At 33.9% G+C, this 20511-nt stretch carries 14 protein-coding genes; 9 read left to right on the forward strand and 5 right to left on the reverse strand.

Translation table 11 applies throughout. The features are described from left to right. Positions 1–66: 66 nt before the first annotated feature. Complete coding sequence (locus tag IPK88_02450) at positions 67–2043, forward strand: hypothetical protein (GenBank protein MBK8242260.1); 1977 nt, start codon at positions 67–69, stop codon at positions 2041–2043. A gap of 62 nt (positions 2044–2105) precedes the next feature. Here IPK88_02450 and IPK88_02455 read toward each other — a convergent pair whose 3' ends face one another. Then, a complete protein-coding gene (locus tag IPK88_02455; GenBank protein ID MBK8242261.1) occupies positions 2106–4817 on the reverse strand; it encodes an AAA family ATPase in 2712 nt (903 codons plus the stop codon). A 483-nt stretch (positions 4818–5300) separates the two neighbouring features. Here IPK88_02455 and IPK88_02460 point away from each other — a divergent pair, with 483 nt between their 5' ends. Further along, positions 5301–6422 carry a hypothetical protein gene (locus IPK88_02460; protein ID MBK8242262.1) on the forward strand — a complete coding sequence of 374 codons (1122 nt, stop codon included), beginning with the start codon at positions 5301–5303 and terminating at the stop codon, positions 6420–6422. A gap of 235 nt (positions 6423–6657) precedes the next feature. Here IPK88_02460 and IPK88_02465 read toward each other — a convergent pair whose 3' ends face one another. From IPK88_02465 to IPK88_02480, 4 genes are all read right to left on the reverse strand, one after another. Beyond that, the gene (locus tag IPK88_02465) at positions 6658–9111 is read right to left on the reverse strand and encodes a bifunctional UDP-N-acetylmuramoyl-tripeptide:D-alanyl-D-alanine ligase/alanine racemase (protein MBK8242263.1); all 2454 of its coding nucleotides are present in this window, start codon (positions 9109–9111) and stop codon (positions 6658–6660) included. After that, on the reverse strand, positions 9108–10385 hold the full coding sequence (gene purD, locus IPK88_02470; GenBank protein ID MBK8242264.1) for a phosphoribosylamine--glycine ligase: 1278 nt from the start codon (positions 10383–10385) through the stop codon (positions 9108–9110). The genes IPK88_02465 and purD overlap by 4 nt, the downstream gene beginning before the upstream one ends. 102 nt (positions 10386–10487) lie before the next feature. Further along, positions 10488–12149 (reverse strand): AMP-binding protein, encoded by a 1662-nt coding sequence (locus IPK88_02475; GenBank protein MBK8242265.1) that lies wholly within the window; start codon positions 12147–12149, stop codon positions 10488–10490. Between the two features lie 290 nt (positions 12150–12439). Further along, positions 12440–13171, reverse strand: a complete 732-nt coding sequence (locus IPK88_02480) for a hypothetical protein (protein ID MBK8242266.1) — start codon at positions 13169–13171, stop codon at positions 12440–12442. Positions 13172–13246: 75 nt separating this feature from the next. On the opposite strand from IPK88_02480, the gene IPK88_02485 reads away from it, so the two are divergent. The 7 genes from IPK88_02485 to IPK88_02515 all read left to right on the forward strand — a co-directional run bounded on the left by IPK88_02485 (position 13247) and on the right by IPK88_02515 (position 20497). Then, positions 13247–14245, forward strand: coding sequence for an AAA family ATPase (locus tag IPK88_02485; protein ID MBK8242267.1), 999 nt, complete (start codon positions 13247–13249; stop codon positions 14243–14245). Positions 14246–14311: 66 nt separating this feature from the next. Continuing rightward, on the forward strand, positions 14312–15592 hold the full coding sequence (locus tag IPK88_02490; protein MBK8242268.1) for a hypothetical protein: 1281 nt from the start codon (positions 14312–14314) through the stop codon (positions 15590–15592). A 4-nt stretch (positions 15593–15596) separates the two neighbouring features. After that, positions 15597–16463, forward strand: a complete 867-nt coding sequence (locus IPK88_02495; protein ID MBK8242269.1) for a DUF58 domain-containing protein — start codon at positions 15597–15599, stop codon at positions 16461–16463. Position 16464: 1 nt separating this feature from the next. Continuing rightward, on the forward strand, positions 16465–17769 hold the full coding sequence (locus IPK88_02500) for a hypothetical protein (protein MBK8242270.1): 1305 nt from the start codon (positions 16465–16467) through the stop codon (positions 17767–17769). Then, positions 17766–18776, forward strand: a complete 1011-nt coding sequence (locus IPK88_02505; protein MBK8242271.1) for a VWA domain-containing protein — start codon at positions 17766–17768, stop codon at positions 18774–18776. The genes IPK88_02500 and IPK88_02505 overlap by 4 nt, the downstream gene beginning before the upstream one ends. Position 18777: 1 nt before the next feature. Beyond that, on the forward strand, positions 18778–19776 hold the full coding sequence (locus tag IPK88_02510; protein MBK8242272.1) for a VWA domain-containing protein: 999 nt from the start codon (positions 18778–18780) through the stop codon (positions 19774–19776). Further along, complete coding sequence (locus IPK88_02515) at positions 19769–20497, forward strand: tetratricopeptide repeat protein (GenBank protein MBK8242273.1); 729 nt, start codon at positions 19769–19771, stop codon at positions 20495–20497. The genes IPK88_02510 and IPK88_02515 overlap by 8 nt, the downstream gene beginning before the upstream one ends. Positions 20498–20511 lie beyond the last annotated feature (14 nt).

Consider the following 20511-nt stretch of genomic DNA (forward strand, 5'->3'; position numbering starts at 1 on the left):
TATCATTTATAATATATTCGTTAGCTTTAATTTTTATTCATAAATATTATTTTAACTTTTAAAATAATGAATAGTTATTGGGCACACTCGATTTTATTTTGTATTTTAATAATGAATGGTGTTCAGGCTCAATACCCAATATTTTGGGGTGGACCGGGCAACAAAGATTCTGAATTCGATGGCGGACTTAATGGATGGACAACAACAGGTTTAGCATCATCAATCCCGGATTCTGCTATAAATGCTGTTTGGACATATTCTAAAACATCGGATGCTCGACCTTTTGTTTTTGGAGGCGGGACTCCTTCTGCAAATGTTCCAATTCATTCATTATCTAATGCGAATGGAGCCGCAGTTTTTAATTCAGCATATTTAGATACCAGAGGAGTCTTTTCAAACCTTGGAACTGATAAAGGTCCTGCCCCTGCATTGTCAAAAATGTATTTTCCTGATAATAAATTTGGAATTCAATCCGGAGTATTGACAAGTCCTAAGATAGACTGTTCATCACAAAGTACAGTGGCCGTTTGGTTCTTTCAATTATACTATAAATTTTATGGCAAAACAAGTATTGAAGTAACACATGATGGTGGCGTGAATTGGCAAGAATTCCCTATTAATATTGAATCGCCCGCTGCAAATAACCATGTTAATAATAGATTGCTGGTGGATATTACTTCTGCTGCTGCTGGATATCCAGAAGTACAATTTAGATTTAAATGGTCCAATGCATTTTACTTCTGGATTATTGATGATGTTTATTTAGTAAATAGGCCAGATCATGATTTAGCTATAACTCATCCTTATTATTCACCAAGTAGTTATGCAATACCTATTTCCCAAACTTGCCAGGACAGTCTTATTTTTAAAGCTGCAATTTCTAATCACGGAAGTAAAACACAACGTGATGTGGTCTTTGCTTGTTATGTCGAAAATAATATGGGTTTAACTTTTTTTTCAGATAGTATCATCATACCTGAATTAAAAGCTAACACAAAAGATTCAATAATTACCTTATCGAATACATTTAAGATTAAAAATCTTCCACACGAGGAAGGAATATATAAAATCATATGGAAAATTTATTCATTAACATCAATAGATGCTATTCCTGAGGATAATATAATCCATGCAAATTTCGAAATAACCGTAGATGATGAATCCATCTTTGCTAAAGAAACAAAAGCAAATGGTAGTCTGCGCTTTCCGGGTAATTATTTGATTGGTGCTCAATATAGAACTCCTGATTGTCTAGATAAGCGGTATGATTTTGAAATAGAAAATGTTCTAGTCCAATTAACATCAACACCAAGTTCTGGCTCAGCAGGAAGGTTAGATGGATACCAAGTTATCGTATATATCTTAAAAGTAAAAGATACAGTTAATGCTGACTTTAGCAATTTTGCATTAGATAGAGATTTTGGTGATTTCAGTGGCTCTCTTGAATTTATCGGTTTAGGAGATTATACCTGTAATGGGGAAGCCAATTTTGAAGATATTTTTGTTCCAGTGACCGATATTAATGAAAAGAAAATAGACTTAGAACCTAATACGAGATATTTTATTTTAGTAGATCATCATTTAGAAATTCCAGGAACATTTAGTATTGAACACGCAGCAGATTTATCTTCTTTGAATGCTTTTGAAACTATACCGTTTAATACTCCTGTTTATCTAAAAGATAAAGGTCTATGGCTAGCAAGCATTCCTGGCAACCCTCAACCAGTATGTAGATTGAAAATTTTTCCAGGATATATTATCGAAACTAATAATAGTATAGCCTTAAGTCAAAATAGTTTAACCATAAAATCGAATCCAGTAATCCATTCCAACTTAGAGTTAAACATACAATTAGAAGAAACATCAGATGCTCAATTGCTCTTTGCAGATATCCATGGAAAAATCATTTCAAAAGAATACTATAAATCCATTGATGAACAGACTGCTATTTTTGATTTATCAAATTATCCAAGTGGAATGTATGTGACGAAATTAATTACAAAACATGGGACCAGAGATTTAATGTTCAGTTATTTGAAATAAAAATAACTGAACACCAATTTCAAAAATTTAATGTAACAATCTCAACCTCTGGTTTCATTTCATTACTTTTTCTCAACATCTTTCGCCGCATCTTCAACATCCTTCGCAGCTTTAGTCAAGTCATCCAAACGTTTCTTACGATCGCTTTGTGTTTCGCTTACAATACCGGTAGATTTTCCATTGAATAAAAATCCTTTGGCATCGGTGTCCAACAGAATAGTTCCATCTTTCACCAGTTCGCCACCAAGCAGCAATTTTGCTAACTCATTGACGATTTCTTTCTGGATTACACGCTTTAATGGACGCGCACCGAACTGTGGTTCGTACCCAAGATCAGCTAATAAACTTAAAGCACTTTCGCTCACTTCTAATGACAAACCCTGCAATTTCAAATTTTTAGTAAGACTCTTGATTTGAATACTTGCTATCTTTTTAATTTCCTCTTTGCTTAATGGAAGAAACATGATTTTATCATCGATACGATTCAGAAATTCCGGACGCACACTTTCTTTTAGTTTTTCAAAAACCTCGATGCGCGTCGTTTCAATAATTTCCATTTTGTGTTTATCTCCAACCGCTTCAAGGTCTTCGAAATTTTCAAGAATAATATCTGAAGCTATATTGGAAGTCATGATGATAATCGTGTTTTTGAAATTAGCAACACGACCCTTATTATCTGTAAGCCTACCATCATCCAAGACTTGCAACAAAATATTAAATGTATCAGGATGTGCTTTTTCAATCTCATCTAAAAGTATGATTGAGTAAGGTTTATTTCTGACTGCTTCTGTAAGTTGACCACCTTCATCATAACCTACATATCCAGGAGGCGCCCCAACTAATCGAGCTACTGCATGTGCCTCCATAAATTCACTCATGTCAATACGAGTCAATGCTTTTTCATCATCAAACAAAACTTCTGCCAAGGCCTTAGCTAATTCCGTCTTCCCTACACCTGTTGGCCCTAAGAAAATAAATGATCCTATTGGTCTATTGGGATCTTGAAGCCCTGCACGGCTTCTTCTAATGGCATCAGAGACAGCTCTAACTGCTTCCAATTGTCCGATCACCCGTTTACCCAATTCACCTTCCATGTGAATCAAACGTTCTCTATCAGATTGCAACATTTTTTGTAATGGAATACCAGTCCATTTACTAACTACTGCAGCAATATCATTTGCTGTTACGGTATCCGAAGAAAATCGCTCTTCCTCAGGCAATAAATGCAATTTATCTTCCGCTTCTTTCAATAATCTTTCTTGCTCTTTAAGATCTCCATATCGAATTTTGGCCACCATTCCGAAATCTGATTCCCGCTCCGCTTTATCAGCTGTACTATTCATGGAATCCATAGTTTTCTTAATCGTCTGAATGGAATCTACAATTTCTTTTTCAGATTTCCATCGTGCACGGATGGAGTCTAATTTTTCTTTAGCATTGGCCAATTGCTCTTCAATAAATTTAATTTTGGTGCTTTCTTTTTCACGTTTTACCGCTTCGCGTTCGATCTCTAATTGTCGCACTCTTCGATCCATTTCATCAACTTCTTCGGGAACACTATCTAATTCCAAACGAAGTTTTGCAGATGCTTCATCGATAAGGTCAATGGCTTTATCCGGTAATTGTCGGTCAGCAATATAGCGATGCGATAATTCTGCAGCAGCGACTAAGGCTTCATCTAGTATGGCTACTTTATGATATACTTCATATTTGTCTTGCACACCGCGAAGTATAGAAATGGTATCTTCTACCGAAGGTTCTTCAATGATAACAGGCTGAAATCTTCTTACTAACGCTTTATCGTTCTCAAAATATTTTTGGTACTCATCTAATGTTGTTGCACCTATAGTATGCATATCACCACGGGCTAATGCCGGCTTTAAAATGTTAGCTGCATCCATGGCTCCACTTCCACCACCTGCACCAATCAAAGTATGAATTTCATCAATGAACAATATGATTTTGCCATTTGATTCCGTCACTTCTTTTACTACAGCTTTAAGTCTTTCCTCGAACTCTCCCTTATATTTTGCTCCGGCTATTAATGCAGAAATATCTAAATTAAATATTCGTTTGTCCTGTAAATTTTCAGGAATATCTTTTTTAACTATTCTCCAGGCTATACCTTCTATGATGGCAGTCTTTCCAACACCAGCTTCGCCAATGAGTATCGGATTGTTCTTTTTTCGTCTTGAAAGAATATGTAAAATTCTTCGAATCTCTTCATCGCGACCTATAATCGGATCCATCTTACCACTTTCTGCAGCAGCGGTGAAATCTATTGCATATTTATTTAAAGCATTAAATTGCTCATCTCCACTGGCTTCGGTTACTTTCTTCCCCTTTCTCAATTCCATTACAGCGGATTTTAATCCTTCTAATGTTATTTGATTCGCCTTTAATATTTTTGCTACAGCATCGTTGTTTTTCAAAAATGCCATTAAGATTAATTCGAGTGTTATAAACTCATCACCGAATTCTTCCATCAGTCTTTTGGCAGTGATTAATACCTGATTTGCTTCTCCTGAAAGATATTGCTTGTCGGAGCCTTGGATTTTTGGAGTGGTTCGAATGGCAGTGTCCAATTCAAACTTAATCTTTTGAGTATTCGCACCCATCTTTTGAAACAAGAACTCCGCTAACTTTTCATCTGTTTCTATGACCCCTTTACAAAGATGGACGGCTTCAACAACTTGTTGACTCAGATTAGCTGCAATCTCTTGCGCTTTTAGGATGGCATCCTGAGCTTTTATGGTAAAATTTTCATATGTCATTTTGTATCTTTTATTGAATTGATATCAAAATACTCACCAAATTACATAATATGAAAATTTGTCATAAATTAATAGCTAATTTGAGACATTAGTTCTTAATAACCAGTTATTTATCTGCCAATATTTCCGATTATTGTATAATGTTGATTAGTAAACAGTTTGTCCTGCAGTTTAATTTTTAATATCGTATCAGCTTTAAATGATGGGTGTTCACTTCAAATCCATAACTTCGATTGAATTTTGATGTTCGTCACATTTATCATTTTCAGATGTTGATTCATCCAACATTTGTCTGAAAAGCAAATCTTAAGTGATAGATCATATATTAATAAAAAGCTTTTATTTCTGTGATTAAATTAAGCTTGGTCAAGAATTTGAACCCATTCATCAATTATTGAGGCTATTTGATACCATTTTTAAGGTGCGTCAAACTCTGATCATGATCTTTGCATCCTTAATATAAACAAAATAAAAAAACTAATCATGAAAAATTTAATTAAATTGAAATGGCTTCTTTTGGTTTTAGGAGCCTTCATCTTTGAAAATAACATGAATGCCCAAGGTTGTGTAGCTGTTAGAGCTACCGGCTGTTCAGGAACCACAAACAGTTCTACGCTTTTAAAAAACCAATTGGAATTCAGCACTAATTTCCGCTATTTTGAATCACACCGACATTTTGTTGGAGATGTCGAACAAAAAGAACGAGAAGAGCTTCATACTGAAGTTAGAATTAAGTCCTTTGCTTATGACTTTGGGTTCAATTATGGCTTATCTGACCGATTTTTTGTTAATTTCTCCGTACCTTTTGTTATCAATAACCGATCTAATAATCATTATACAGACAAAGCGGGTGTAGCTAAAAGATTTAGCGTACAAGGCAGAGGATTAGGTGACATCAGAGCTACGGGATACTATTGGATTTTAGCTCCTAAACCTGAGAAGAAATTATCCTTACTTGGAGGTTTAGGTGTAAAATTACCTACCGGAGATCCTAGTCAGATTGATGTATTCCATGCCTTGAGTTCAAAAGGTAAAGACAGCACTTATTTTAAAATTGTGGATCAGGCTATCCAACCCGGTGATGCAGGATTTGGTGTCAGCCTTGAATCTCAAATCAATTATAGCATTGCTCCTAAGTTGAACCTGTATGCATCAGGCTATTATTTATTCCAACCACAAGAAACCAGCAATGTACTTAGAAATACTGCGTTATCAGAAACAGATACTATACAAAACTATCTGTCCATAACAGATCAGTTTTTGGCTCGAGTAGGTGTAAGTGCACAACCCTTAAGTAACAAATATCCACTAACAATAAGCCTAGGTGGTCGTCTGGAAGGAGTTCCGTCACATGATGCTATTGGAGGAAGCAACGGTCGCAGAAGACCAGGGTACACAGTTACTGCAGAACCTGCAATTAACTATGATTTTGGATCTGATCGAATTAATTTTTCAATTCCGATTTCTCTGTACCGCAATCGCACAAAGAGTGTTTATGATTTATCAGATCCAACAGGAAAGGCTCACGGTGATGCAGCATTTGCTGATTATTCCATTAATGTTAGTTACGTACATAGATTTGGATCATCACATGTAAGGATGTAAAAATCACTGTTGATAACTATTTGTCAGAATTCTAAATAGTTATGAATATCTGATTTAATTTTTTTGTTTTTCGTAGCAAATCTCTAGCTATAAGTGCCCATATTATTCATGGGCACTTTTTTTTTATATATATGCTAAATTTTAAAATAAAACCTAATAGAAATAAATATAATGGGAACACTCGTTTTTGAAAAATGCTCTTTACTATTGACAAAACTAACATTAGGTCGAGTTATTAATCTTGCAGAAACAAACGTTTAACTCTTGGAGAAATTCTGCATAAAATTTCATACGGAATGGTTTCCGCAGCTTTGGCTAACTGTTCTATTGTATTGGTAATGCCAAATATTTCAACTTCATCTCCAACTTTAACACCTTCAATATGACTAACATCTACCATGGTCATATCCATACACACAACACCTATAATAGGAGCTTTATGTTTTTGAATGGCTACACAATAATTATTTTTTGAAATATTTCGTGGCAATCCATCAGCATACCCTAGACTTAGAACTGCTATTTTTGAATTCCTATTTACTTTACCTGAACGATTATAACTGACTGTTTCCCCTTCATTGATTTCATTAATTTGACTAATTCTTGTTTTTAATGTATGCACTTTTTCTAGCATGCTAAACATGTGTGGATCTGAATCAATACCATAAAGGCCGATACCAAGCCGCACCATATCGTATTGTAAATGTGGATGTCTGCTGATACCAGAACTATTGATTAAATGAAGCATGGGTTTATATCCAAGGGATTGAATTAACTGGTGTGTCATGGCATCGAACCGGGACTTTTGAAGTAAAGTAAATTCATCAAAATCAACTTGATCACTTGCTGCAAGGTGACTAAAAATACTTACTACTTTAATTTGTTTTTGGTGTCGCAATACTTGGATCAATTCAGGAATTTCTTGTTCTAAAAAGCCAAGGCGATGCATGCCTGTATCTAATTTAATATGTATTTCTAAGGACATGGAAGTGCCCATTTCCTGTATCAACCTATACAATTGAACCATGGAAAAAATTTCCGGTTCAAGTTGGTTTTCAAATAAATTTTTGAAATCTGTTGTCCCGGTATTCATGACTAAAATCGGACATTGAATTCCCTTTTGTCTAAGTATAATTCCTTCGTCGGCATAGGCTACTGCCAAATAATCAATTCCCTTATGATCCAAATATCTGGCTACTTCATAATGCCCGCTTCCGTAGGCAGCAGCTTTAACCACCGCCATAATTTTTGTTTTAGCATTTAAATGCTTTTTATAAATAGAAATATTATGAGCTATGGATTTTAAATTGATTTCTAATATGGTATCATGTTTGGAAAGTGAATATTCATTAAAAAATTGTTCCAATTTAAATTTTCGTGCACCTTTAATTAATATCAGTTCATTTCGCAAATTCAATGATTCATGTTCCGCAATGAAATCCTCTGTATTAATAAAAGAATAAAATAAAATAGATTTAGGAAGTAAATGTTGTATTTCTGTGATTTGATAGCCAATAGCAATTAACTTACTAAATCGATACTTCTGAATCAATGCAATCAGTTCCTGACTCCATTCAGAAAAAGGCCTGTGATCTCCAAAATCAGAAATAATTAATGTTCTGTTTAATTCCACATTTTGTTGTTCTACAAACCGACATGCTAGCTCTAAGGATTTTAGATCAAGACTATAACTATCATTAATTAATATACAGCCATGAAGCCCTTCTTTTTGTTCCAGACGCATACTTAATCCGTGTAACAACAAGATTCTTTTTTGAATATCTGCAGATTCAATCTCAAAGTAAATGGATGCTATAATGCAATGCAAGCAATTCTCAATAGAAGCATCATCAACAAATGGTATTTGGAAATGATAAGGTTGATGGTTAAAAAGAAACTCTACCTTGGTATGATTTAATTGATCTATAGTTTTTACAACATAAATTTCAGCATCCTTATTAAATCCCCAACCAATAGCGCTGGAATTCACTTTCAATACTTCATGTATTTCTGGATAATCACTGCAGTACAAGATTTTATCAACATGCTTGAATAATTTAATTTTTTCTGCAACTTTATCTTCTATCGAATTAAATCCAGAATGATGTGCATCACCAATATTCGTTATGATACCAAATGTTGGATGGATCATTTGTTCCAATACTTCAATTTCTTCATAGGTTGAAATCCCTGCTTCAAAAATTCCGAACTCATCCGTATTATTGAGCTCCAAAACAGAAAGTGCCACACCTAATTGAGAATTATAACTTTTAGGACTTTTGCAAACCTGAAGATCTCCTTGAAGTAATTGAGCGAGCCATTCCTTAACGATGGTTTTTCCATTACTTCCTGTTATTCCTATAACAGGGATAGAAAATTTTCTACGATAATGGATGGCCAAAATCTGAAGCGCATGCACAGTATTTTTTACTTTAAGCACATATCCGGAAACTTTCGGAATAGCATCTGCATGTGTTACAAAAACCCGAACCCCTTTTTTTGACAATGCCGGAATAAAATGATGTCCCTGGGTATACTGACCATCCAGCGCAAAAAAAATAGTTTTCTCTGGGAATAGAATATGTCTGCTATCCGTTTCAATTTTCGAAATACATATATCATCTTCTGATTCTTGTATGACATCAGCTCCTATAATATCAATTATTTCTGCAATACTTATGGGTGTCATTTTAAATCAAATCCAATATCCTTTCTATAATTTTTTCCTTCGAATTGAATTTTATCGCAGGTCTTAAGACTTTTATTAACAGAAGATTGCCTGCTTTTTCCTAAAGAAGTAATGGCAAATACACGTCCGCCATCGGTGACCAATTGTCCATTTACTAATTTAGTACCCGAATAGAAAACGTGACTTTGCGAAATCTGTTCATGGCCTGAAATGACTTTCCCTTTTTCAAATGCTCCGGGATATCCTCCGCTTACCAGACATACAGTTGCGGCTGTGTCCGTCTTTATAGATATCATAGATTGTGAAAGCGTATGTTCCTGACACGCAATAAAGAGTTGGATGAGGTCCGTATTTAATCTTGGCATAATGGCTTCTGTTTCTGGATCTCCAAGTCTACAATTATATTCGATAACATATGGATCTTCACCCACTTTAATCAAGCCAAAAAATATAAATCCCTGATATGGAATTTGGTCTGCTTGTAATCCATTAATGGTGGGCGCAATGATTTGATGCATCACTTTCTCTATCATGTCTTCATCAAAAAAAGAGACCGGAGAGATCGCACCCATTCCACCCGTATTAAGACCTGTGTCACCTTCACCAATTCGCTTGTAATCTTTAGCTTCAGGCAGGATGACATATTGTTCGCCATTCGTTAAAACAAAAACAGAAAATTCTATACCCTGCAGAAATTCTTCAATTACGACTTGTGAAGATGCATCCCCAAATTTACCTTCCAACATAGATCTGAATTCAGTCTTTGCATCATCCAATGTTTCACAAATCAACACCCCTTTTCCTGCTGCTAATCCATTTGCTTTTAAAACAATGGGTAGATTCATGGAATCCATAAATAAACAACCGGCTTCTATTTCTTGATGATTAAAGGTTCTATATGCTGCTGTTGGAATTTGATGGCGCGACATAAACTCCTTTGCAAATGACTTACTTGATTCCAACTGAGCTCCTTGTTGATTAGGTCCTATTAAAATCAGTTTATGTGATTGGACTAAATCTTGAAGCTGATCCATAATACCATCAGCTAAGGGGCCTTCGGGGCCACACAATACAATGTTGATATCATTTTGAATAATGGCTTGTTTCAAACCATCAATATCAGCTAATTCTATATCTAAATGGATACACAGACTATTAATTCCAGGATTTCCGGGAATACTGTATAACTCATTCACTAAACCGCTTTGTTTAATTTTCCATGCCAGGGCATGCTCTCTTCCACCTGACCCAATAATTAATATATTTTTTTTCACAAGATTAACATCTTTATTTGTAATGATAGAAATGGTATTTTAGTTGTTTCTCAATCAACTATCGTAATTCATTCGAAAACTAATTTAAATGATACCTTATGATTACTTTAAAATTCTTAATTCACGACGTAATATTTTTCCAATATTTGTTTTCGGCAATGAAACTCTAAATTCAATGTTGCGAGGTAATTTATAATTGGTTAAATTTTGTTTGCAATAATCCATGACTTCTTCTTCAGTTAAAGAACTATCTTTTTTAACAATAAAAACTTTCACACTTTCACCGGATTTTTCATCAGGAACTCCAATAGCAGCTGCTTCTAATATTTTAGGATGAGCCACCAATACTTCTTCAATTTCGTTTGGATAGACATTAAAACCTGATACCAAAATCATGTCCTTAATCCGGTCTACAATTTTGAAAAAACCATGTTCATCCATAATACCTACATCACCGGTACACAACCATCCATCTTTAATGGTTAGATTCGTTTCATCCGGTTGGTTGTAATATCCCTTCATAACCTGTGGGCCTTTAACCTGAATTTCGCCCTCCTCATTAATTCCACATACATGGCCTGATTTGTCCACGAGTCGAATATCTGTAGAAGGAACTGGAATTCCGATATAACCCAACCTACCTGTCCCATCCAAGGGATTAAGACTTACTACGGGTGATGTCTCTGTCATTCCAAATCCTTCTGCAAGATAACAGCCGGTCACTTTCTGCCATTCAGTAGCAATTGATTTTTGAACGGCCATTCCACCTCCTACTGAAGCTTTTAAATGACTAAAATTAATTTTTTCAAATCCAGGATAATTTAATAAAGCATTATACAATGTATTCACTCCGGTCATCAAACTAATGGGATATTTTTTAAATGCAGCAACTATGCTACCAATGTCTCTTGCATTTACGATAAGTACCGTAGTAGCACCTATGGACATCATCGCCAAAATATTTACAGCAAATGCGAATATGTGATACATAGGTAAGGGTGACAAAGTAACTTCTTTTCCTTCTTCAAGGTAGTAGCAAATAACAGCTTTTATTTGCTCAACATTAGCAACTAAATTCCGATTCGTCAACATGGTTCCTTTACTTACACCTGTAGTTCCTCCTGTGTATTGCAATAAAATAACGTCTTCCCGATTCGATTCGAAAGGTACTATTTTATATTTCTTGCCATGATCCAAAGCTGTAGTAAAATCAATTGCGTTCGGGATATTAAATTTTGGAACCAGACATTTCACATATTTGACCATGAAATCTATGAACTTACCTTTTACACCACCCACTAATTCTCCAATCGAGGTAGTGATCACAATTTCAATTTTTGTTTTAGCAATAATTTTTTCTAAATTAGCTGCAAAATTTTCTGCGATTACAATGGCCTTAGCACCGGAATCACAAAACTGATATTCCATTTCACGAGGCGTATAGAGTGGATTTGAATTGACAATAATCAGACCCGCACGAAGAGCACCAAATATTGCTATCGGATATTGAAATAAATTAGGCATCATTAAAGCTATCCGATCGCCTGGTTTAAGTCCTCTGGAATGCAAATAAGCACCAAATTGTTCAGAGTACTCATCCAATTGCTTATAAGTAAGCTTTGCACCCATACAAATAAATGCAGTCTTGGATTCAAACTTCTTGAACATTTCTGAAGCAAATGCAATCAAAGAAGAATAGGCATCTGGATTAATATTAGCTGGAACTCCTGCAGGATAATGTTTTAGCCACGGTCTAGACTCCATGAATGTTCTATTTTGACCTCAAAATAAGGCGAATGATTCAAATTTGCATTAATTTTCTAAATAATGCCATTTATTTACCAATACTTTAACGTATCAATTTGTTTTTTAATTAATTATACATAAATAAAATACATATGTATTATTGAAAATCGCGTTGCCATTCGGACAGCTGGTTGATGAAAATGAAATAAAAGGCAAGGTAAAAAAACATACATCATCAAAAACTAAATAATGAGTTAGGATGGATTCATCCCAAATCCTATTTAAATTTTATTCTAAAACTTATTCAATTACCTCAATAATTTTCTACTTGCTTTAAACAACTTAATATTTAATTTTCTGGCATAGAGATTTGCATTTTGAGTGTATTTTGATTTAGGATCATCGATACTATTGATCCAAGTTGATAATGTATTAACTCGTTGATATTTTGGAAACGGACTTGAATAATTTATACCCAAAGTATCCACAAACAAAAAAGCTTCTAAATGTTGATTAGGGGTTTCATCATGTTTCAAAATGACGATGTTACTATTTCCAATTCTATTTTCTACAACTTCATGTAATAAACTATCCAAGAAAATAGCTCCAAAGAAGTGGCTCTTTTTTAATTCAGCATGTCGTTTATCATAATAAAAATAAATCGGACAAAACTTAAATTGAAGCCGCATAGCCTGAATGAATGCCAAATTAAATGAATCACGCCGATTTGTAATCTTTACTATGTCTTGAATTAATTGTTTTTCCCGTGCAGAGCAAATTACAGCACGATCTAAGTCTTTATTTAATGCTGATATTTTTTTGGACTCACTTTTTAAACGAACCAATAGCTGGCCGTCTTTTAAATGTTCCAATGCATTCCAAGACTTATTGTCCATAGACTCCAGCAAATCATCATCAAGAGCTAAATCTGCATTGCTTTTACTCCTATTTTGACCATTCATAGGCTCAATTAATAAAATGTTAAAATGGATCAAAAGTAAGAACAAGATATACCGTTCACCAACTATTTTTACGTTCATAAGCATTGCATTTGGAAATTTTAACAATGCAAATTTCATAAATTCATTTACGATTTAATATAAAAATTAATTCTTATGTCACAATACATTGATATAGAAGCTATTAATCAACAAATTGGAATAGAAAGTGCCTTTGTAGATCGACTTCAGGAAGCACACAGCAGGATCATCGTTGGACAAAAACACATTATGAATCGAATGTTGTTGGGTTTGTTGACCAGAGGCCATATCTTATTAGAAGGCTTACCGGGCTTAGCCAAAACTTTAGCTATTAAAACCTTAGCTAATTCCATAGATGCCACTTTTAATCGGATACAGTTTACACCTGATCTACTTCCTGCTGATATCATTGGAACCCTAATATATAATCCCGGAGATCACCAATTTTCTGTACGCAAAGGTCCAATATTTGCCCATTTCATTTTAGCTGACGAGATTAATAGAGCTCCTGCTAAAGTTCAATCAGCACTTCTGGAAGCTATGCAGGAGAGGCAAGTCACACTAGGGAAAGAAACATTTAAACTTGAAGAGCCCTTTCTCGTTTTGGCAACACAGAATCCCATCGAACAAGAAGGAACTTATCCATTACCTGAAGCACAGGTGGATCGATTTATGATGAAAGTCAATGTCACTTATCCTACAATGGAAGAAGAACTTGATATTATGCGAAAAAATTTGTCCGGAGACATACTAACTCAAATAACTCCGGTTATACATCCTGAAGATATTCTTAAAGCCCGTAAAGCAGTATCTAAAATTTATATGGATGAACGGATTGAAAAATATATACTCAATTTAGTATTTGCAACACGGAATCCTGAACTTTTTAAACTAAAAGAAATACAATTGCTCATTAATTATGGTGCATCTCCAAGAGCAAGTATTTTTTTAGCACAAGCAGCTAAAGCAAATGCATTTATTAACCATAGAGGCTTTGTAATTCCTGAAGATGTAACCAGTATTGTCAAAGACATTTTCCGACATAGAATTGGACTAAGCTATGAAGCCGAAGCTGAAAATATAACACAAGACCAAATCATTTCAACTATATTATCGAAAGTAGAAGTTCCATAAATGCAACTCAATCGACACGATAATTATTTTTCTTTTATACCTCCTTTCCCTTTGAAATGGATTTGGATGGGACTCTTATTTTTAAATCTAATTGTATATGATTTAACTGCACAAATCAATCTTAAAACACAAGATGTTGTAGATTTATTTGAGGACCACCATCATGGGATTTGGATCAATCATTTTACAGGTTCTAATTCGGAACAGGATCAAATCATTCTAAGCTTAGGAAATGACCAAAAAGATTACAAAGGAATCATACAAAATTTAAGTACTAGAACCATCACTTTTATTGAAGGAACATATATTCCAGATACTTTAAAATGCATCATTACAGATTCCACTGGAACTATACTTGGTACTTTGCTTGGAAGTTTTCAAGATAGTTTTTTAACTGCCCGTATTCTTTATAATTATAAAAAACAAGGAAGTCTCATTCAACTCAAACAAATACCTCGAATACAATCTAAACTACTAGACTGTCCACCACAATTGAATTATTTCAGCAGTAAAATGGATTCGATGAAGTATCGGATTTTTATCCAAAATAACGGAGATGGAATAATCATGGGAAGATTAGAGAATTGGATTGATACCATTACCTATATATTAAGAGGAAATTGTGTCAATGAATCATGTAATCGTTCTGTTGTAAATGTATACAATCTCAATAATATAAAACTGGGACAAATTCAAATCGATGTCAAAAACTCAAACATACATTTATCTAAACTAACAAGAGTATTTGATTCATTAAATCTTAAAATTGCAAAAAACTATCCCTTTGCATGCAAAACAAATACATTTAATTCCAGTTTTTTGTCTGCTCAATATCTTCATCTTGATGACAAAGCTTATATAAAATGGATTAATGATTACATTATCCAATACAATCAAAAATTAGCTTTTGAGCAAACAGGTACAGATAGTGCCCATTTACAAAAATCATTTTTAACCATGGACGTGGCATGGATTAGTGATTATTGGATTAGTGGATATATTCTCATCACAGAAAGTAATAATAAAACTAAAAAATCTTCTTTCAATTATAGTTTTAGACAAAATGAAAATCTCGATATAGCGGATTTATTTGAAAAAGAAGTTGACATAAAACTATTAATTGATCCTTTGATTCATGATCAAAAAACAAAATTGGCTGCATCAGGGACAAAGGGATATAAACACTTCATCATGAATGATGAATTTAAACATTGGACATTGTGGCCTCAAGGGATTTGTTTTTCATCTGAAGTCAATACCATTTGGGGAACCCAACACCTATTAATACCCTATAAACTTTTAAAAAATCAAATACGAAAGAATGGACCTTTAAAACGTGTATTATAATATCATGGAGACCCAAGAATTATTAAACCAAGTAAGAAAGATAGAAATCAAGACTAAAGGATTAAGTCATCACCTTTTTTCTGGAGCCTATCACAGTGTATTTAAAGGTCGCGGGATGTCTTTTTCAGAGATTCGGGAATATAGTATTGGTGACGATATCAGACACATTGATTGGAATGTAACTGCACGTGCAGGCCAAACCTACATGAAAGTTTTTGAAGAAGAACGCGAATTAACATTAATGTTATTAATTGATATTAGTCCTTCTACTTATTTTGGTTCGACAACTCAGTCAAAAGCGGAATGGATTGCTGAAATGGCTGCTGTACTGGCATTTTCTGCCACACAAAACCAAGATAAAGTTGGATTATTATTATTTAGTGATAAAATACATTTATTCATTCCGCCAAAAAAAGGAAAACAACATATACTTCGCATTATTCGGGAAATACTCGTGAGTCGGAATGACGCTAAAGGAACCAATCTTGACATTCCATTAAAATATTTAAACAGTGTCCTCAATAAAAAAAGCATCTGTTTTGTTTGTTCTGATTTTCAATGCCCCATACCTGAAACGACTATAAGAATTGTTGCAAAAAAACATGATCTGATTGGATTGCAAATATTAGATCCATTGGAACAGGAAATTCCAAATGTTGGCCTAATAGCATTAACAGATTCTGAAACTGGTCATGAGATGATCATTGATAGTTCTGATCCCAATATGAATCAAATAATATCCCAACACCACTTACAAAATAATAACCGCATTAAATCTATTTTTTCAAAATCGAATGCAGATTTTTTAAGTATGGATATTCAAAATAATTATATTAAGACACTCATTAAATTTTTTAAAAGCAGAAAGTAATATGCGCTTGTTGATCATATTAATTATTACTTCTTTTTTTGATACACAAGTATTTGCACAATCGCATTTTAGTCAATCTGTAGATTCTACACATATGTGGATTGGTGATCAACAATACCTCCATCAGAGGTCTGCAAGCAATCAAATTGCTGATGATCCCATAAATGTATTGGATACCTTGTCATGGATGGAAATATTGGATCGAGGTTCATGGACCAAACAGGAGGATGGAAGCTTTATCAGAGATGTAAAATTTACTGTTTTTGATAGTGGTTATTTTGAAATACCTATTTTTCAGATCTCATTAAATCAAGATACATTTAAAACCAATCCAATTGGAATAACGGTTAATTATTTGCCAGATGATAGCCAACAACTCCTTCCAATAAAAGATATCCAAGAAACCAAAGGACCTAGTCCGATTTTGATGTATGCTGTTATAATATTCTGCTTTATTATATTCATGCTGATCATCCTTTATTATTTTTTCAAAGCTGATAAACTGAAACCAGGTAAAATTATTTATCAGGAAGTCATGTCTCCTTATGAAAAAGCGCTCTCGGAATTAAACAAACTAGAACAAAAAAAATATTGGCAACAAGACCAATTGAAAGTATATTATGATAAACTCAATGAAATACTGAGATCCTATCTGGCAGAAGGATTTAAAATAAATGCCTTAGAATTAACTTCTAAAGAAATTATCCAAAACATAGAAGAAAAAAATATTCAATTCAATCAATTGGATTTATTGAAACAGAATATTAAAATTTCTGACCTGGTTAAATTCGCAAATTTGACTCCGGATATTCATACCCATTCCGACTTGATGAAACAAGCTCATAAATTTGTAGCATCTAACAAGTCCCTTTCAGAAGAAATAATGGCCATTAACATCGTGCATTGGAATCAACTATTAGGAACTGAACTTGCCAAACAATTTGAAAATCCAAATGAAATTCCTCCAGATATTTTGTTACAACTTAAGCGTGATGATACCTTAGAAACACTAAGCTTAATTTCTTCCATGGTTGTAAAAAATCAATTTCAACTGCCTGCTACTTGGGTAGCTTTGCATCAATCGAAATTAGGTCAATTGTCTAGATGGCATTATAATCTTATGATGCAAAATAATCAGCAATGGGTTAACGTACTTCTGATGATTGTTTTAATACCGCTCCTCACTTTATTTCTTCCTTTTCTAATGATCATCGCCTTAATGAAAAAAGAAGCGATATTTTCAAGAGGAATTTTTGTTTTGAGTAAACATAATAAATTAATGGTAAATCAAAATAAATTATCATGAGCCAGTGGTTTAATCAGATCGAATGGTATAGTCCATACATGTTAATCCTATTAGGAATCATACCTTTTTTGCTGTATCGGGAAGTTAAACAAGCGTCCAAACATTCAGCCAGTTTAATTTATCCATCATTTGATGCCTTTAAGCCACAAGTAAGTTGGAAATTAAAATTATATCAAAGTATTCCTTATTTAAAATATCTGGCATTAGTATTTCTAATTATTGCATTGGCAAGACCGCAATGGGTATTGCGAGAAGAAAAAATTGATGCTGAAGGAATTGATATATTCCTGGTTATGGATTTGTCATCAAGTATGTTGTCGCAAGATTTCAACCCCAATCGATTAGAAATAAGTAAATTGGTTGCCATAGATTTTGTAAAGAAAAGATCATATGATAGAATTGGTCTTGTGGGTTTCTCAGGTGAAGGCTTTACGCAATGTCCATTAACCGTAGATCATCAAATTCTGACTAATCTGTTAAGTCAATTAGAATGTGGTTATTTAAATGATGGCACTGCAATCGGCCTAGGATTATCTACAGCGATTAATCGTTTGAAAGATGATAGTTTGACCCACAGCAAAGTCATTATATTATTAACGGATGGGGTCAACAATGCGGGTGAAATATCGCCAGATCTGGCAGCTGAAATGTCCAAAGTCTTTAATATTAAAATTTATGCCATTGGCGTAGGATCAACTGGTGAAGCCTACTCCCCTGTAGGAAGACAGGCTAATGGTGAATTTGTATTTGGTATGGCTCCTGTCAATATTGATGAAAACCTACTCCGAAAGATAACTTCCGAAACCGGAGGAATTTATTATCGGGCAACCAATCAAAACGAGTTGCAACAAATCTATCAGGAAATAGATCGCCTTGAAAAGACAAAAATAGAAGTAAAAGTATTTAAACGTTTTTCTGAAGAATATAGATTTTTCTTATTGATTGGATTAATCTTAATTGTCCTTGCGTGGATCATTCGTATCACCTTTAATAGACTCATGCCATAATATGTTTAAGATAGATTCCATAGCATATCTTACTTTATTGTTGATCATTCCTGTGATATATGGGGTTTATTATTTTATAAAGTTGAATGCCGTTCAACTGTGGTCTCGATTAGGAATAAGTAATCAACTCAAAAAATCCTGGCAATCGAATACGGCATTACAACGAACCAAATTCATACTTTTTTTGAGTATACTTTTTTTATTAATCATTGCACTAGCTAATCCACAGTTTGGTTTAAAAAAAGAAAAAGTAAAAACCCAAAATACAGAAATATTCATTGCTCTGGATATCTCACAAAGTATGATGGGTTCTGATATTAAACCCAATCGCTTATTGCGAAGTAAATTGTTAATTAAACAATTGCTAGAACATTTCCGAAGTGATCGTATTGGTTTAATTACATTTGCCGGAGAAGCTTATCTACAATCACCTTTGACCACAGACATGGCTACCATTCAATTATTGTCTAATATGATTGAAACCCATATGGCCAGCACACCAGGCACCTCACTTTCAGCTGCCATAGAACTAGCTAGGAAATCATTTCCTGATAAAGAAGGATTTCATAAAATGCTCATCTTAATTACTGATGGGGAAGATCATGAAGGTGAAGCTATAGAGCAAGCTAAATTAGCTGCAAAAGAAGGTATTAGTATCGTTACCATTCCTATAGGTACCGAAGAAGGATCCTATATTCCAAACCAAGAATCAACTGGTGAATCTTTTAAACGAGATAATAAAGGCAATTTAGTCAAAACCATTCCAAACAGGAAACTGTTATCTGAGATAGCAGATATAAGTTCCGGGACATCATTAGAAATTGATCAGGGAGATGCATTATTTGAACAGTTGACAAAACGGGTTCAATTGATGGCAAAAAAAGATGTAACTTTTCAATCATTTAATGAGTATCAATCTTATTTTCAATGGCCGCTTGGTATTGCGATTCTTTTATTAATCATAGACTGTTATTTAATTTATAAGAAGAGACATGTTTAGGATATTATTGGTATTCCATTTCTTATTGCTCAGTAGTATGGCGTCAGGTCAAGCACTTAATCCCTATGCTCAAAAAGGTGATCGCATGTATAGAGATTCCAATTATGTTGGAGCAGAAGAAGCTTATCGGAAAGCTAATGCAGAAAACCCAAGTTTTAATTTTCAGTACAACTTAGCCAACAGTCTTTACCAACAAGGAAGAATTAAAGAGGCACAATCTGCTTATGAAAAAAGTATTTCGAATTCATCCACTACACCTCAACAATTATCATCAGCATATTACAATTTAGGCAACACGAATTTTCATAATAAAGCCTATGATAAAAGCATTGAAGCTTATAAAGAATCATTGAAGTTAAATCCAAAAGATGCTGCAGCAAAAATAAATTTAGCTCAGGCGAAAAGAATGAAAGTCCAACAGCAGGAGCAACAGCAGCAAAATAAACAACAAGAACAAAAACAACAGGATCAAAAAGACCAAAATCAACAAGAACAAAAAAACCAACAGCAAAACGAAAAAAATGCAGATCAAAAAAAGATAGATAATTCACAGGATGATCCTAAAGAGAAAAAAGAAGATCAAGGTGGAACTGAAGAAAAAAAATTAACCAAAGAAGAAGCCAATCAATTACTAAAAATGGTGGAAGACAAGGATAAAAAAGTTAAGGAACGTTTACAACAACAGAATCGCAAACGTGTTCCCAAAGACAAAGATTGGTAATAAATAAAATACAT

Source organism: Candidatus Defluviibacterium haderslevense (assembly GCA_016712225.1).
Lineage (GTDB): Bacteria > Bacteroidota > Bacteroidia > Chitinophagales > Saprospiraceae > Vicinibacter > Vicinibacter haderslevensis.

Excerpts from the sequence above, each read along its gene's own strand:
- IPK88_02515 (MBK8242273.1), top strand. The coding sequence starts at position 19,769 with ATGTTTAGGATATTATTGGTATTCCATTTCTTATTGCTCAGTAGTATG.
- IPK88_02465 (MBK8242263.1), bottom strand. The coding sequence starts at position 9,111 with ATGACACCCATAAGTATTGCAGAAATAATTGATATTATAGGAGCTGAT.
- IPK88_02460 (MBK8242262.1), top strand. The coding sequence starts at position 5,301 with ATGAAAAATTTAATTAAATTGAAATGGCTTCTTTTGGTTTTAGGAGCC.
- IPK88_02450 (MBK8242260.1), top strand. The coding sequence starts at position 67 with ATGAATAGTTATTGGGCACACTCGATTTTATTTTGTATTTTAATAATG.
- IPK88_02455 (MBK8242261.1), bottom strand. The coding sequence starts at position 4,817 with ATGACATATGAAAATTTTACCATAAAAGCTCAGGATGCCATCCTAAAA.
- IPK88_02510 (MBK8242272.1), top strand. The coding sequence starts at position 18,778 with ATGTTTAAGATAGATTCCATAGCATATCTTACTTTATTGTTGATCATT.
- IPK88_02495 (MBK8242269.1), top strand. The coding sequence starts at position 15,597 with ATGGAGACCCAAGAATTATTAAACCAAGTAAGAAAGATAGAAATCAAG.
- IPK88_02490 (MBK8242268.1), top strand. The coding sequence starts at position 14,312 with ATGGGACTCTTATTTTTAAATCTAATTGTATATGATTTAACTGCACAA.
- IPK88_02500 (MBK8242270.1), top strand. The coding sequence starts at position 16,465 with ATGCGCTTGTTGATCATATTAATTATTACTTCTTTTTTTGATACACAA.
- IPK88_02480 (MBK8242266.1), bottom strand. The coding sequence starts at position 13,171 with ATGAACGTAAAAATAGTTGGTGAACGGTATATCTTGTTCTTACTTTTG.
- IPK88_02475 (MBK8242265.1), bottom strand. The coding sequence starts at position 12,149 with ATGGAGTCTAGACCGTGGCTAAAACATTATCCTGCAGGAGTTCCAGCT.
- IPK88_02505 (MBK8242271.1), top strand. The coding sequence starts at position 17,766 with ATGAGCCAGTGGTTTAATCAGATCGAATGGTATAGTCCATACATGTTA.
- IPK88_02485 (MBK8242267.1), top strand. The coding sequence starts at position 13,247 with ATGTCACAATACATTGATATAGAAGCTATTAATCAACAAATTGGAATA.